This window comes from Pseudomonas koreensis (assembly GCF_012986595.1).
Taxonomy (GTDB): Bacteria; Pseudomonadota; Gammaproteobacteria; order Pseudomonadales; family Pseudomonadaceae; genus Aquipseudomonas; species Aquipseudomonas koreensis.
The window spans coordinates 467,138-481,261 of record NZ_JAAQYM010000003.1 but is presented as its reverse complement, the minus strand read 5'-3'; the positions used below and the strand labels follow the sequence as shown (position 1 = coordinate 481,261).

Below are 14,124 nucleotides of genomic sequence, written 5' to 3'. Positions count from 1 at the left end.
TGACTCCTTGTTAGGTGTGAGTTATGCACGCATGCGGGTGATGCGGATGACCCCGGTCAGGGCGCGCAGTTTCTTGATCACGCGGGCCAGGTGCACACGGTCGTGGACGCTGACCACCAGCTGGACGACGCTGATGCGACCATCGCGCTCGTCCATGCTGATTTTCTCGATATTGCCATCGGCTGCGTTGACGCTGCTGGCCAGCAGGGCGATCAGGCCGCGCTGGTGCTCCAGCTCGACGCGCAGTTCGACGTTGAATTCGCCGGTGACATCCTTGGCCCACGAGAGCTGGATGCATTTTTCCGGGTTGTGCCGGATTTCGCTGATGTTGCGGCAGTTGTCCAGGTGCACGACCATGCCTTTGCCCGCTGACAAGTGGCCGACAATCGGGTCGCCCGGGATCGGCGTGCAGCATTTGGCGTAGCTGAGCACCAGGCCTTCGGTGCCGCGAATCGCCAGCGGACCTTCCGGGCTTGGCAGCTGTTCGCCTTCACCGAGCAGACGGCGCGCCACGACATAGGCCATGCGGTTGCCCAGACCAATGTCTTCAAGCAAATCCTCGATCAGTTCGAGACGGTACTCGGTGAGCATCGCCTTGACCCGCTCGGCCGGGATTTTCTCCAGCGCGCTGTCGAAACCATTGAGCACCTTGTTCAGCAGACGTTCGCCGAGGCTGATGGACTCGGAGCGGCGCTGCAGTTTCAGTGCATGGCGGATGTGCGTGCGTGCCTTGCCGGTGACCACGAAATTGAGCCACGCCGGGTTCGGCCGGGCGCCGGGGGCACTGACGATCTCGACCGTGGAGCCGCTTTGCAGCGGTTCGGACAGCGGCGCGAGACGACGGTTGATCCGGCAGGCGATGCAGCTATTGCCGACGTCGGTGTGCACCGCGTAGGCAAAGTCGACCGCCGTAGAGCCTTTTGGCAGCTCCATGATCCGGCCTTTGGGCGTGAACACGTAGACCTCGTCCGGGAACAGGTCAATCTTCACGCTCTCGATAAATTCCAGCGAGTTGCCGGCACGTTGCTGCATTTCCAGCACGCCTTTGACCCACTGACGGGCGCGGGCATGGGTGCCTTTCGGCTGTTCGTCACCGCTGGATTTGTACAGCCAATGGGCGGCAATGCCGTTGTTGGCCATCTCTTCCATTTCACGGGTGCGGATCTGGATCTCGATCGGCACACCGTGCATGCCGAACAACGTGGTGTGCAGCGACTGGTAGCCGTTGGCCTTGGGAATCGCGATGTAATCCTTGAAGCGCCCTGGCAGCGGTTTGTACAAATTATGCACAGCACCCAGCACGCGGTAGCAGGTATCGACCTTGTCGACGATGATCCGGAACGCATAGACGTCCATGATCTCGTTGAAGGCCCGACGCTTGCCGCGCATTTTCTTGTAGATGCCGTAGAGGTGTTTCTGACGACCGCTGACTTCGCCCTGGATGCCGTCGATGGCGAGGCAATGGCCGAGGGACTCTTCGATCTTGTTGACGATTTCCTTGCGGTTGCCCCGGGCGCGTTTGACCGCCTGGTAGATCCGCGCGGAACGCATCGGGTGCATGGCCTTGAAGCCGAGGTCTTCGAATTCGATGCGGATCGCGTGCATGCCCAGGCGGTTGGCGATGGGCGCGTAGATCTCGAGGGTTTCCTTGGCGATCCGCCGGCGTTTTTCCCCGGACAGCACTTCCAGCGTGCGCATGTTGTGCAGGCGGTCGGCGAGTTTGACCAGGATCACACGAATATCGCGGGCCATGGCCATGGCCATTTTCTGGAAGTTTTCGGCTTGGGCTTCGGCCTTGGTCTCGAAGTTCATCTGGGTCAGTTTGCTGACCCCGTCGACCAGTTCGGCCACGGTTTCACCGAACTGCGCCTGCAGTGCTTCTTTGGCGATACCGGTGTCTTCGATCACGTCATGCAGCATCGCGGCCATCAGGCTCTGATGGTCCATGTGCATGTCGGCAAGAATATTGGCCACGGCAAGAGGATGCGTGACGTACGCCTCGCCGCTGCGACGGCGCTGACCGTCATGGGCTTGTTCGGCGTAGAAATACGCTCGGCGGACCAGGTTGACCTGGTCATTGCCGAGGTAGGTCGATAAGCGATCGGCGAGGGCGTCTATGCTCGGCATGATGACTCCTGCCGTAGGCTGTGTTCCCGCGCCGTGCTACGTCGACCAGGCATAGGCTTAGACGGCCTCGTTGGACTCGTCCTCGAAAGCAGCGAAGAGCGGTTCATCCTGGACGATTTCCTGCTCGGCGATGAACTCGTAGCTCATCAGGCCTTCAGCGATTTCACGCAGGGCGACAACGGTAGGCTTGTCGTTTTCCCACTGGACCAGTGGCTCTTTGCCGCCGGTGGCCAGTTGACGGGCACGCTTGGTAGAGAGCATGACCAGCTCAAAGCGGTTTTCCACGTGTTCTAGGCAGTCTTCAACGGTTACGCGGGCCATGGTATTCCTCGGAGCGAATGCAATATGCGCGCTGCCCGGTTGGGCGAGCGGACTCAACAGTTTAAAAAATCACCAGCGATTAGGGAAGCGCTGATTTTTTGACCAGACCCTTCAACGCGCTGCAAGCACCAATGTAAAGCGCTTGCAGCGGTTTTGGGAAGTGCTGTTTAACCGAGCAATTCAGCCAGCAATCTGCCGAAACGCACTTGCTGGCGTTTCTGTTGCAGCTGATTGGCGCGGAAAATCGCCTGCAGATCGTTCAGCGCGTGGGCGAAATCGTCGTTGATGATCAGGTAGTCGTACTCGACATAGTGACTCATCTCGCTGACCGCTTCGCGCATCCGCCCGTCGATGATCTCGTCGCTGTCCTGGCCACGGTTGGTCAGGCGCTGGTGCAGGGCCTGCAGCGACGGCGGCAGGATGAAGATCGAGCGCGCCTGCGGCATCAGCTTGCGCACTTGCTCGGCACCCTGCCAGTCGATTTCCAGGATCAGGTCGTGACCTTCGTCCAGTGTCTGCTGCAGGCGGCTTTGCGAGGTGCCGTAGAAATTGCCGAAGACCTCGGCGCGTTCGAGGAAGTCGCCGTGCTCGCCCATCTTCACGAACTCTTCGCGGGTCACGAAGTGATAGTTCACGCCGTCCACTTCGCCCGGGCGCATGGCGCGGGTGGTGTGGGAGATAGAGACACGGATCTCTGGATTGGCATCGGTCAAAGCCTTGACCAGGCTGCTTTTGCCCGCGCCCGATGGCGCGGAAATGATGTAAAGGGTGCCGGTGCTGTGGGTCATGTCTGTTGCCTTACTCAATATTCTGCACTTGTTCGCGCATCTGCTCGATCAACACCTTGAGGTTGACGGCGGCTTGGGTGCTGCGCGGATCGAAGGCCTTGGAGCCCAGTGTGTTGGCTTCGCGGTTGAGCTCCTGCATCAGGAAGTCCAGGCGCCGGCCAGCGGCACCGCCGGACTTGAGCACCCGGCGCACTTCGATGATGTGGGTGCTCAGGCGATCCAGCTCTTCGGCCACATCGCTCTTTTGCGCGAGGATGACCATTTCCTGTTCCAGACGCTGCGGGTCCAGCTCGGCCTTCATGTCAGTGAAGCGGTCGAGGACTTTCTGGCGCTGCGTGGCAAGCATCTGCGGCACCAGTTCACGCAGGGTCACGACGTCTTCTTCGATCGAGGTCAGGCGCTCGTTGATCAGGCGTGCCAGCTCCGCGCCTTCGCGCTCGCGGCCAGCCTTGAGTTCCTTCAGGCCTTGATTGAACAGGGCCAGCGCCTCGGCATTCAGCGCCTGCGGATCGGTTGCGTCGGCGACCAGCACGCCAGGCCAGGCCAACACTTCCAAGGGGTTCAGTGCCGCCGGGTTGTTGATCAGGCCGGCAATGGTTTCGGCCGCGGCGACCAGTTGCGCGGCGCGCTCGCGGTCGACTTGCAGCGGCTTGCCGGTGCTTTCTTCGGTGAAACGCAGGGTGCATTCCAGTTTGCCCCGCGACAGGCCCTGACGCAGCGCTTCACGCACGGCGCCTTCGAGGTCGCGAAACGACTCCGGCAGGCGCAGGTGCGGTTCCAGATAGCGGCTGTTGACCGAGCGCAGCTCCCAGCTCAGTGTGCCCTGGACGCCGGCTTTCTCGACGCGGGCGAAGGCGGTCATGCTGTGCACCATGGCGGTGACCTCGCAATGCAGATCGGCGCAGAAGGGATGTTCCGCAGGCTCGATATCAATGAATTTAAGCCGACTGGCAGCAAAGGCGCAGGATTGTAGCGCAGTGCGGCGGATGCGCCCAAACACACGGTGTGACAAAGAGCTGCAGGCCGTCGGTTATGCGCGTTTCAGGGCTTTGGCTCGACGGCCGGAATTTTTAACCCGTGCCCAGGCGCGGTGCAGCGCTCTATAATGCTCGGCAGTTTTCCGTCCCCAGTACAGGTATTCCCTATGAAACGTCCAAGTGGTCGCGCTGCCGATCAGCTTCGCTCGATCCGCATTACCCGCAACTACACCAAACACGCCGAGGGATCCGTACTGGTCGAATTCGGTGATACCAAGGTCATCTGCACCGTCAGCGTCGAAAACGGCGTGCCGCGTTTCCTCAAAGGCCAGGGCCAGGGCTGGTTGACCGCCGAATACGGCATGCTGCCGCGCGCCACCGGCGAGCGTAACCAGCGTGAAGCGAGCCGTGGCAAGCAGGGCGGCCGCACCCTGGAAATCCAGCGTCTGATCGGCCGTTCCCTGCGCGCTGCGCTGGACATGTCCAAACTGGGCGATGTGACCCTGTACGTCGACTGCGACGTGATCCAGGCTGACGGCGGCACCCGCACCGCGTCCATCACCGGCGCCATGGTTGCTCTGGTCGATGCGTTGAAAGTGATCAAGAAGCGTGGCGGCCTGAAAGGCGGCGACCCGCTCAAGCAAATGATCGGCGCGGTGTCGGTTGGCATGTATCAAGGCGAGCCGGTGCTGGATCTGGACTATCTTGAAGATTCCGCTGCCGAGACCGACCTCAACGTGGTGATGACCAGCACCGGTGGCTTCATCGAAGTCCAGGGCACCGCTGAAGGCGCACCGTTCCAGCCTGAAGAGCTGAATGCCATGCTGGAACTGGCCAAGAAAGGCATGAACGAAATCTTCGAACTGCAACAGGCTGCACTGGCCGACTGAGCAGGTTCGTAACCCGCAAGGAGGACGCGATGAGTGATGAGCAAGAGTTACTGCCCAAGCCGAGCCAGGAGGTTCGCCAATGGGCGATGTTTTGTCACTTGTCTGCGTTGCTGGGGATCTGGATTCCGTTCGGTAACCTGATCGGGCCGTTGATCCTGTGGCAGATGAAGCGCGAAACCGATCCGTTCATCGATGCTCAGGGCAAGGAAGCGCTGAACTTTCAGATCACCGTGGCGATTGCTGCCGCGATCTGTCTGCTGCTGATGGTGTTGATCATCGGCTTCTTCCTGCTGGGCCTGCTGGCCATCGGCGCATTGGTGCTGACGATCATTGCCGGGGTGAAGGCCAATGAAGGGTTTCCTTACCGTTACCCGTTCACTTGGCGGTTGATCAAATAACGATCAGCTGCAGGAAATCAGCGCGCACAAAAAAGCCGACAGCGATGTCGGCTTTTTTGCACCCACGAATCGACGCTTAGATGGTCAGCGTCCAGTCGTAGTCGACGATCAGCGGCGCGTGCTGCGAGAACCGTGGCTGACGCGGCAGGCGTGCGCTGCGCACGAAGCGCCGCAGGCCCGGGGTCAGCAGCTGGTAATCGAAGCGCCAGCCCAGGTTCAGCATCTCGGCCTGTTCGTTGTCCGGCCACCAGCTGTACTGGTCGCCTTCGCGGCTGACTTCGCGCAGGGCGTCGACGTAGCCCATGTTGCCGACAATCTCGTCCATCCAGGCGCGTTCTGGCGCCAGGAAGCCCGGGGATTGCTGGCTGTCGCGCCAGTTCTTGATGTCGAGCTTCTGCTGCGCGACGTACAGCGAGCCACAATAAATGTACTCGCGACGTTTGCGCCGCTGTTTGTCCAGGTACTTGCCGAAGTCGTCCATGAGCTTGAACTTCTGGTTCAAGTCCTCATCGCCGTTCATCCCCGAAGGGAGCAGCAAGGTGGCAATACTGACTTTGTCGAAATCTGCTTGCAGGTAGCGCCCGTAGCGGTCGGCCGTCTCGAAACCGAGACCGCTGATGACAGCCTTCGGTTGCAACCGCGAATACAAAGCCACGCCACCTTGGGCAGGGACTTCAGCATCGCAGGCATAAAGGAAGTAGCCATCCAGTTGGAAGGCTGGGTCATCCAGTTCAAAGGCGGAGGCACGGGTGTCCTGCAGGCAGATGACGTCGGCATTCTGTGCTTGCAGCCAACTGAGCAAACCACGCTCGACTGCAGCCTGAATACCATTGACGTTCACACTGATGATCCGCATAAATGGCCCCAAAAATCGCGTGCGTGTATGATACACGGCGTCAAGCTAATTAGCTAAATCCGTGGTATTTGGGGTTTTTTTCATGCAAGCGTATCAGCGCGATTTCATTCGTTTTGCCATCGATCGCGGCGTTTTGCGCTTCGGTGAGTTCACCCTGAAGTCCGGGCGCACCAGTCCTTACTTCTTCAACGCCGGCCTGTTCAACTCGGGTTCGGCCCTGGCGCAGCTGGGGCGTTTCTACGCAGCAGCCATTGCCGAGAGCGGCATTCCTTTCGACGTACTGTTTGGCCCGGCCTACAAAGGCATTCCGCTGGCGGCAACCACTGCCGTCGCGCTGGCCGAGCACCACAACCGTGACCTGCCGTGGTGCTTCAACCGCAAGGAAGCCAAGGCCCATGGTGAAGGTGGCAGTCTGGTCGGCGCGCCGCTGACCGGTGAAGTGCTGATCATCGACGACGTGATCACCGCCGGCACCGCGATCCGCGAAGTGATGCAGATCATCGCTTCCCAGGACGGCGCCAAGGCGGCGGGCGTGCTGATCGCCCTGAACCGTCAGGAGCGTGGCAACGGTGAGTTGTCGGCAATCCAGGAAGTCGAGCGTGATTTCGGTATTCCGGTGATCAGCATCGTTTCGCTGAACCAAGTACTGGAATTCCTAGCTGACGATCCGCAGCTCAAGCAGCACCTGCCGGCCGTGGAAGCGTATCGCGCCCAGTTCGGCGTGTAATTGCTTGGAGTGAGCACTGTGGCGAGGGAGCTTGCTCCCGCTTGAGTGCGTAGCGCTCATCCGCCTTTTGGGTCTGCTACGCAGCCCAGCGGGAGCAAGCTCCCTCGCCACAAAAGATGGAATGCAGCAGACAAAAAAAGACCCCGCTCAGCCAGGCTGAGCGGGGTCTTCTTGTTTCCGCGACTGCTTAAGGACGCTTGCGATTGCTGATCAGCGTGCCCACACCGGTGTCTGTGAAGATTTCCAGCAGGATCGCGTTCGGTACGCGACCGTCGATGATCAGCGAGCTGCCGACACCGCCCTGAACCGCTTCCAGTGCGCAGCGGATCTTCGGCAGCATGCCGCCGTAGATGGTGCCGTCGGCGATCAGGTCGTCGACCTGCTGGGTGCTCAGGCCGGTCAGGACGGTGCCCGACTTGTCCATCAGGCCGGCGATGTTGGTCAGCAGCATCAGCTTCTCGGCTTTCAGCGCCTCGGCGACTTTACCGGCCACCAGGTCAGCGTTGATGTTGTACGACTCGCCGTTCTCACCCACGCCGATCGGCGCGATCACCGGGATGAAGTTGCCTTTGACCAGCAGGTTCAGCAGCTCGGTGTTGATCCCGACCACTTCGCCCACCTGACCGATGTCGATGATTTCCGGCTGGGTCATCTCCGGGGTCTGGCGGGTGACGGTCAGTTTCTTTGCACGAATCAGCCCGGCGTCTTTACCGGTCAGGCCGATGGCACTGCCGCCGTGACGGTTGATCAGGTTGACGATGCTTTTGTTGACCTGACCGCCGAGGACCATTTCCACCACGTCCATGGTCGCGGCGTCGGTGACGCGCATGCCGTCGACGAAATGGCTTTCGATCGACAGGCGCTTGAGCAGATCACCGATCTGCGGGCCGCCGCCGTGAACCACGACCGGGTTGATGCCCACGGCCTTCATCAAGACGATGTCGCGGGCGAAGCCGGTTTTCAGCTCCTCGCTTTCCATCGCGTTGCCGCCGTATTTGATCACCAGGGTCTTGCCGACATAACGTCGGATGTAAGGCAACGCTTCGGACAGGACCTGGGCGGTGTGGGCGGCGGCTTCGCGTTCGAGGGTCATTCAGGGCTCCGGGTGAATCAGAACGGTAGTTGGAGATCAGGTGCAACGCGTTTCAGTTGGGCGTGGAACACATCCTTGATGCGCTGCAATTCAGCCTCGTCATCGGCCTCGAAACGCAGCACCAGCACCGGTGTGGTGTTGGACGCGCGCACCAGGCCCCAGCCTTTGGCGTAGTCGACCCGCACGCCGTCGATGGTGGTCAGGTCAGCGCCTGCGCCCCATTGTGCGTCGTGCAGTGCATCAATGATGCTGAATTTGCTCTCTTCGGTCACATGGATATTGATTTCAGGCGTAGAAATATCGTTCGGGAAGGTCGCAAACAGCTCTTCGGCGGTGGATTTTTCCTTACTGAGGATCTCCAGCAAGCGCGCGGCGCTGTAGATGCCATCGTCGAAACCGAACCAGCGCTCCTTGAAGAAGATATGCCCGCTCATCTCACCGGCCAATAGAGCACCGGATTGTTTCATTTTCTTTTTGATCAACGAATGACCGGTCTTCCACATGAGCGGACGACCGCCGTATTCCTTGATCAGCGGCACCAGACGGCGGGTGCATTTGACGTCGAAGATGATTTCCGCGTCCGGGTTGCGCGCCACCACGTCGCGGGCGAACAGCATCAGCAGGCGATCCGGGTAGACGATGCTGCCAGTGTTGGTCACCACGCCGACGCGGTCGCCGTCGCCATCGAAGGCCAGGCCGAGGTCGGCGTTGGTTTCCTTGACCTTGGCGATCAGGTCGACGAGGTTCTCAGGTTTGCCCGGATCCGGGTGATGGTTGGGGAAGTTGCCGTCGACTTCGCAGAACAGCGGGATGACTTCGCAGTTCAGCGCTTCGATCAGTTGCGGGGCGATCACGCCGGCTGCGCCGTTGCCGCAGTCGACCACGACTTTCAGGCGGCGGGCCAGTTTGATGTCCTGGACGATTTCGGTGGTGTAACGGTCGAGGATCTCGACCTGCGTCACACTGCCCTGACCGCTGGTCAGGTTATTGGTCTTGATGCGCTCGTGCAGCACCTGAATCTGCTCGTTGGCGAGGGTGTCGCCGGCGATCACGATCTTGAAGCCGTTGTAGTTCGACGGGTTATGGCTGCCGGTGAGCATCACCCCCGACTTGCCGGCCAGCACGTTGGCCGCGTAATACAGCGCCGGGGTCGGGACCAGGCCGACATCGCTGACATGGCAGCCGCTCTCGGCGATACCGCGGATCAGCTCGGCCACCAGTTCCGGGCCGGACAGGCGACCGTCACGGCCGACAGACACATTCGGCTCACCCTGGGCCAGGCTCTGCGAGCCGATGGCGCGGCCGATCCAGTAAGCGGTTTCGGCATTGAGGAATTCCGGCACGGTGCCGCGAATGTCGTAGGCGCGGAAAATGCTGTCGGGCAGCTTCGGGGCGATCTTGGCTGGGGTGCTCATCTGCACAAATGCTCCATCTCGAAAGTGGCGGGACAGACCGACGATTCACTCGGCGGCAGGCTCAAACTGAAGGGTATGACGGCGTTTTCCACAGAGAGTTCGTGGTGTGAAAGGGCCATGACGCCTCGGCTGGCGTGGCTTGTGGCCAGCAAAACCCTGATTTTCGGTGCTAAAACCTGCTGCCGATGTAGCGCATTCTTTGTGGCGAGGGAGCTTGCTCCCGCTGGGCTGCGTAGCGGCCCCAAAGATCTTGTGGGCGCTGCGCACCCAAGCGGGAGCAAGCTCCCTCGCCACAATGAATCTTCACCCGTTACTTGGTGCCGGTATGGCCGAAACCGCCCGCGCCGCGCTCGGTTTCAACGAACTCTTCAACCATTTCGAAGTGCGCCTGCACCACCGGCACCAGCACCAGTTGCGCCAGACGCTCGCCGACGGTCATGGTGAAGTCGGACTGGCCACGGTTCCAGCAGGACACCATCAACGGGCCCTGGTAATCGGAGTCGATCAGGCCGACGAGGTTACCGAGCACGATGCCGTGCTTATGGCCCATGCCCGAGCGCGGCAGGATCAGCGCGGCGAGGTTCGGGTCGCCGATGTAAACCGACAGGCCGGTAGGGATCAGCACGGTTTCACCCGGCTTGATCACGATGTCCTGTTCCAGCATGGCGCGCAGGTCGAGGCCGGCGGAGCCCGGGGTGGCGTATTGCGGCAGCGGGAATTCGGTACCGATGCGTGGGTCGAGGATCTTGGCTTGCAAAGCGTGCATGTAAATTAAACCTGGTTCAGACGTTCGGCGATAAAAGTGACCAGTTGGCGAGCGATCTTGCTCTTGCTGGTCTGGGCGAAAACGGTGGCGTGAAGCTCACGGTCGATCACGCTGCAGGCGTTTTCTTCGCTGTTGAAACCGATGCTCGGATTGGCCACGTCGTTGGCGACGATCAAATCGAGATTCTTGTCTTTCAGCTTGCGTGCAGCGTAGTCGAGCAGGTGTTCGGTCTCGGCGGCGAAGCCGACACTGAACGGACGGTCGGGACGGGTCGCGATGGTGGCCAGGATGTCCGGGTTACGCACCATTTGCAGGACGAAGCCGTCGCCGCTTGTAGGGTCTTTCTTGAGTTTTTGCGGGGCAACGACTTCCGGACGGTAGTCCGCCACCGCGGCCGAGGCGATGAACACATCGCACGGGATGGCTGATTCGCACGCTGCGAGCATGTCGCGGGCGCTGACCACGTCGATGCGCGTGACGCGATCCGGCGTCGGCAGGTGCACCGGGCCGCTGATCAGGGTCACACGGGCGCCGGCTTCCACCGCGGCTTCGGCGAGGGCAAAGCCCATTTTCCCGGAGCTGTGGTTGGTGATGTAGCGCACCGGGTCGATGTTTTCCTGGGTCGGGCCGGCGGTGATCACTACGTGCTTGCCGGTCAGTGCCTGACGCTGGAAGCAGTCTGCCGCGCACTGCGCCAGATCGGTGGCTTCCATCATCCGGCCCATGCCGACGTCGCCGCAGGCCTGGCTGCCGGAGGCCGGGCCGAAGGTCTTCAGGCCGCGGCTTTCCAGAAGTTGCAGGTTGGCCTGGGTCGCCGGGTCGCGCCACATCGCCTGATTCATCGCCGGCGCGACGGCTACAACGGCGTCGGTGGCGAGTACCAGGGTGGTCAGCAAATCGTTGGCGATGCCTTGGGCCAGACGGGCGATCAGGTCGGCGGTGGCTGGAGCGATCAATACCAGGTCGGCCCATTTGGCCAGCTCGATGTGGCCCATCGCCGCTTCGGCGGCCGGGTCGAGCAAGTCGAGGTGAACCGGGTGCCCGGACAAGGCCTGCATGGTCAGCGGGGTGATGAACTCGGCGCCGCCATGGGTCATGACCACGCGCACTTCGGCGCCCTGGTCGATCAGGCGACGAACCAGATCGGCGCTCTTGTAGGCCGCGATGCCGCCGCCGACGCCCAGAACGATGCGTTTCCGATACAGCCGCTGCATAGGTCTGCCTTTGATTTCGTGGGTGACTTACGTGGCGAAACCCCCTCCCCAGGGTGAATTCGCCCGCAAAAAAGATGGGCTACGATATCACAGCGACCGCTATGGAACAGCGGCGCCCACAGACAAGGAGTGTGCATGAGTATTCGCGATTGGCCTGCGGCGGAACGGCCGCGGGAACGGTTATTGGAACAGGGTTCGGCGAGTCTTTCGGATGCCGAGTTACTGGCCATTTTTTTGCGCACGGGCGTGGCGGGAAAAAGCGCCGTGGATCTGGCGCGACACCTGTTGAATCAGTTTGGCAGCCTGCGTTTGCTGCTTGAGGCCGATCTGGAAGCTTTCAGTAAACAGTTGGGCCTGGGGCCAGCAAAATTTGCCCAGCTGCAGGCCGCTCAGGAAATGAACAGGCGCCATCTGGCCGAGTGTTCACGCGAAAAAACGGCGCTGGAAAACCCGAAAGCCGTTCGCGATTACCTCAAATCCATGCTGCGCCATGAGCCGCACGAGGTCTTTGGTTGCCTGTTTCTGGACTCCAAACATCAAGTGTTGAACTTTGAAGCGCTGTTTCGCGGCTCCATCGACAACACCAGCGTGCATCCCCGGGAAGTGGTCAAGCGCGCTCTGGCAAACAACGCGGCGGCGGTGATCCTGTGCCACAACCATCCGTCGGGCAACACCGATCCGAGTCAGGCGGATCGCCTGCTCACCAAGCGCTTGCAGAAGGCGCTGGAGTTGATTGATGTGCGGGTGCTGGATCACTTCATCATTGGCGACGGGGAGCCGCTGTCGATGGCGGAGTGTGGCTGGATGTAATTCTCACGGGCAAAACGCAACTCCATGTAGGAGTGAGCCTGCTCGCGATGGCGTCATTTCAGTCAGCTTGTTCAGTGACTGGAAGATTGCTATCGCGAGCAGGCTCACTCCTACAGGTTTTGTGTAGGGCAGGTTATTTGAGGTTGACCTTCGAATAGTCCTGCCGCCCGAACGGGCTCACCGAGTAACCCTGCACATCCTTGCGCGTCAGCGCATAAGCGGTCGGGTGCGCCAGCGGCAGCCACAATGCCTGCTGCTGGATCTGCGCCTGGGCCTGTTCATACAGCTTGGTGCGCACGCCTTGTTCGCTGGTGGTCTTGCCGGCGCTGATCAGCTTGTCCAGATCGGCATTGCAGTAGCGGGCGAAGTTGGTGCCGGACTTGACCGCCGCGCAGGAAAACTGCGGCGTGAGGAAGTTGTCCGGATCACCGTTGTCACCGGCCCAGCCCATGAACAGCAGGTCATGCTCGCCAGCCTTGGCGCGGCGAATCAGTTCGCCCCACTCGATCACGCGGATTTCCGCCTGAATGCCGATTTCTGCCAGATCCGATTGCAAGAGCTGAGCGCCGAGGCTCGGGTTCGGATTGAGCAGGCTGCCGGACGGGCGAGTCCAGATGGTGGTCTGGAAGCCGTCCTTGAGTCCGGCCTTGGCCATCAGCGCCTTGGCTTTGGCCACGTCATGTGGATAGCCCGGCAGGTTCTTCGCGTAGCTCCAGGTGTTCGGCGGGTAAGGGCCGTTGGCGGGCTCTGCAGTGTCTTCGAACACGGCTTTGACGTAGTTGGCCTTGTCGAAGGCAAGGTTGATCGCCTGGCGTACTTCTGGTTTGTCCAGCGGCGGGTGCTGGCTGTTGATGCCGACGAAAGCGGTCATGAAGGCGTCAGTTTTTTCCACTTTCAGCGTCGGCTCTTGCTGCGCCGCTTGCACATCCAGCGGTTTCGGCGAGAGGGCAATCTGACACTCGTTACGCCGCAACTTTTGCAGGCGCACGTTGGCGTCCGGGGTGATGGCGAAAATCAGCGGGTCGACCGCAGGTTTGCCACCAAAGTAATCCGGGTTGGCCTTGTAGCGCACCGATGCGTCTTTCTGGAAGCGCGTGAAGATGAACGGACCGGTGCCGATCGGCTGGCTGTTGAGCTTGTCGGTCGCGTCGCTCTTGAGCAGCTTGTCGGCGTACTCGGCGGAATAAATGGAGGCGAAGCCCATGCTCAGGGTCGCCAGGAACGTCGAGTCCGGGTGGTCGAGGGTAAAGCGCACGGTCAGCGGGTCGAGCGCGTCGATCTTCTTGATCAGCGCCGGCAGTTGCATGGACTGGGCGTGCGGGAAGCCGCTTTGCGCCACTTTGTGCCATGGGTTGGCCGGATCGAGCATACGGTCGAAGCTGAACTTGACGTCTTCGGCGCTCAGGGTGCGGGTCGGCTTGAAATAGTCTGTGCTGTGAAACTTCACCTGTGGGTGCAGCTTGAACACGTAACTCAAGCCGTCGGGACTGACTTCCCAGCTGTCGGCCAGGCTCGGCACGACTTTGCCGCTGGCGGTGTCGAAGTCGACCAGACGGTTCATCAGCACGTCGGCCGAAGCGTTGGTGGTGGTCAGCGAGTTGTATTGCACCACGTCGAACCCTTCGGGGCTGGCCTCGGTGCAGACGCTCAGGGCGGCAGCCTGGGCCAGTGGGCTCAGCAGAAGCGGGGCGAGCAACAGGGGTAGGGCAGCGAGGCGCATGGTCGGCTTCCTTTACAGATCG

General features: G+C 60.9%; 13 protein-coding genes and 1 pseudogene. 4 read left to right on the top strand and 10 right to left on the bottom strand.

Features of this window, described 5'->3' with window-relative positions:
* Positions 1–21 precede the first annotated feature (21 nt).
* The 4 genes from spoT to HBN98_RS11740 form a co-directional block, all read right to left on the bottom strand.
* A complete protein-coding gene (gene spoT / locus HBN98_RS11755) occupies positions 22–2,127 on the bottom strand; it encodes a bifunctional GTP diphosphokinase/guanosine-3',5'-bis pyrophosphate 3'-pyrophosphohydrolase (RefSeq protein ID WP_064589822.1) in 2,106 nt (701 codons plus the stop codon).
* A gap of 57 nt (positions 2,128–2,184) precedes the next feature.
* On the bottom strand, positions 2,185–2,448 hold the full coding sequence (rpoZ, locus tag HBN98_RS11750; protein ID WP_008030604.1) for a DNA-directed RNA polymerase subunit omega: 264 nt from the start codon (positions 2,446–2,448) through the stop codon (positions 2,185–2,187).
* Positions 2,449–2,615: 167 nt separating this feature from the next.
* On the bottom strand, positions 2,616–3,236 hold the full coding sequence (gene gmk, locus HBN98_RS11745) for a guanylate kinase (protein WP_064589821.1): 621 nt from the start codon (positions 3,234–3,236) through the stop codon (positions 2,616–2,618).
* A 10-nt stretch (positions 3,237–3,246) separates the two neighbouring features.
* Complete coding sequence (locus tag HBN98_RS11740) at positions 3,247–4,110, bottom strand: YicC/YloC family endoribonuclease (protein ID WP_083367547.1); 864 nt, start codon at positions 4,108–4,110, stop codon at positions 3,247–3,249.
* 270 nt (positions 4,111–4,380) lie between these two features.
* On the opposite strand from HBN98_RS11740, the gene rph reads away from it, so the two are divergent.
* Together rph and HBN98_RS11730 are read left to right on the top strand one after the other, a co-directional pair.
* Complete coding sequence (gene rph, locus HBN98_RS11735; protein WP_064589819.1) at positions 4,381–5,103, top strand: ribonuclease PH; 723 nt, start codon at positions 4,381–4,383, stop codon at positions 5,101–5,103.
* A gap of 29 nt (positions 5,104–5,132) precedes the next feature.
* Positions 5,133–5,501 (top strand): DUF4870 domain-containing protein, encoded by a 369-nt coding sequence (locus HBN98_RS11730; RefSeq protein WP_003229492.1) that lies wholly within the window; start codon positions 5,133–5,135, stop codon positions 5,499–5,501.
* A gap of 76 nt (positions 5,502–5,577) precedes the next feature.
* Here HBN98_RS11730 and HBN98_RS11725 read toward each other — a convergent pair whose 3' ends face one another.
* The gene (locus HBN98_RS11725; RefSeq protein ID WP_003229491.1) at positions 5,578–6,357 is read right to left on the bottom strand and encodes an exodeoxyribonuclease III; all 780 of its coding nucleotides are present in this window, start codon (positions 6,355–6,357) and stop codon (positions 5,578–5,580) included.
* An 82-nt stretch (positions 6,358–6,439) separates the two neighbouring features.
* Here HBN98_RS11725 and pyrE point away from each other — a divergent pair, with 82 nt between their 5' ends.
* Positions 6,440–7,084, top strand: coding sequence for an orotate phosphoribosyltransferase (pyrE, locus tag HBN98_RS11720; RefSeq protein WP_007954442.1), 645 nt, complete (start codon positions 6,440–6,442; stop codon positions 7,082–7,084).
* Positions 7,085–7,271: 187 nt separating this feature from the next.
* Here the strand turns inward: pyrE and argB are convergent, their stop codons facing one another.
* The 4 genes and pseudogenes from argB to coaBC form a co-directional block, all read right to left on the bottom strand.
* Positions 7,272–8,177, bottom strand: a complete 906-nt coding sequence (gene argB, locus HBN98_RS11715; RefSeq protein WP_003229488.1) for an acetylglutamate kinase — start codon at positions 8,175–8,177, stop codon at positions 7,272–7,274.
* Positions 8,178–8,194: 17 nt separating this feature from the next.
* Positions 8,195–9,571, bottom strand: a pseudogene (locus HBN98_RS11710) (phosphomannomutase/phosphoglucomutase); the annotation flags it as partial.
* Positions 9,572–9,902: 331 nt separating this feature from the next.
* Complete coding sequence (gene dut, locus HBN98_RS11705; protein ID WP_003229483.1) at positions 9,903–10,358, bottom strand: dUTP diphosphatase; 456 nt, start codon at positions 10,356–10,358, stop codon at positions 9,903–9,905.
* Between the two features lie 5 nt (positions 10,359–10,363).
* Positions 10,364–11,572: a bifunctional phosphopantothenoylcysteine decarboxylase/phosphopantothenate--cysteine ligase CoaBC gene (gene coaBC / locus HBN98_RS11700; protein ID WP_003229480.1), complete on the bottom strand. Its 1,209-nt coding sequence runs from the start codon at positions 11,570–11,572 to the stop codon at positions 10,364–10,366.
* A gap of 135 nt (positions 11,573–11,707) precedes the next feature.
* Here coaBC and radC point away from each other — a divergent pair, with 135 nt between their 5' ends.
* A complete protein-coding gene (radC, locus tag HBN98_RS11695; RefSeq protein ID WP_064589817.1) occupies positions 11,708–12,382 on the top strand; it encodes a RadC family protein in 675 nt (224 codons plus the stop codon).
* 133 nt (positions 12,383–12,515) lie between these two features.
* Here the strand turns inward: radC and HBN98_RS11690 are convergent, their stop codons facing one another.
* Complete coding sequence (locus HBN98_RS11690; protein WP_083367550.1) at positions 12,516–14,102, bottom strand: ABC transporter substrate-binding protein; 1,587 nt, start codon at positions 14,100–14,102, stop codon at positions 12,516–12,518.
* Positions 14,103–14,124: the final 22 nt, after the last annotated feature.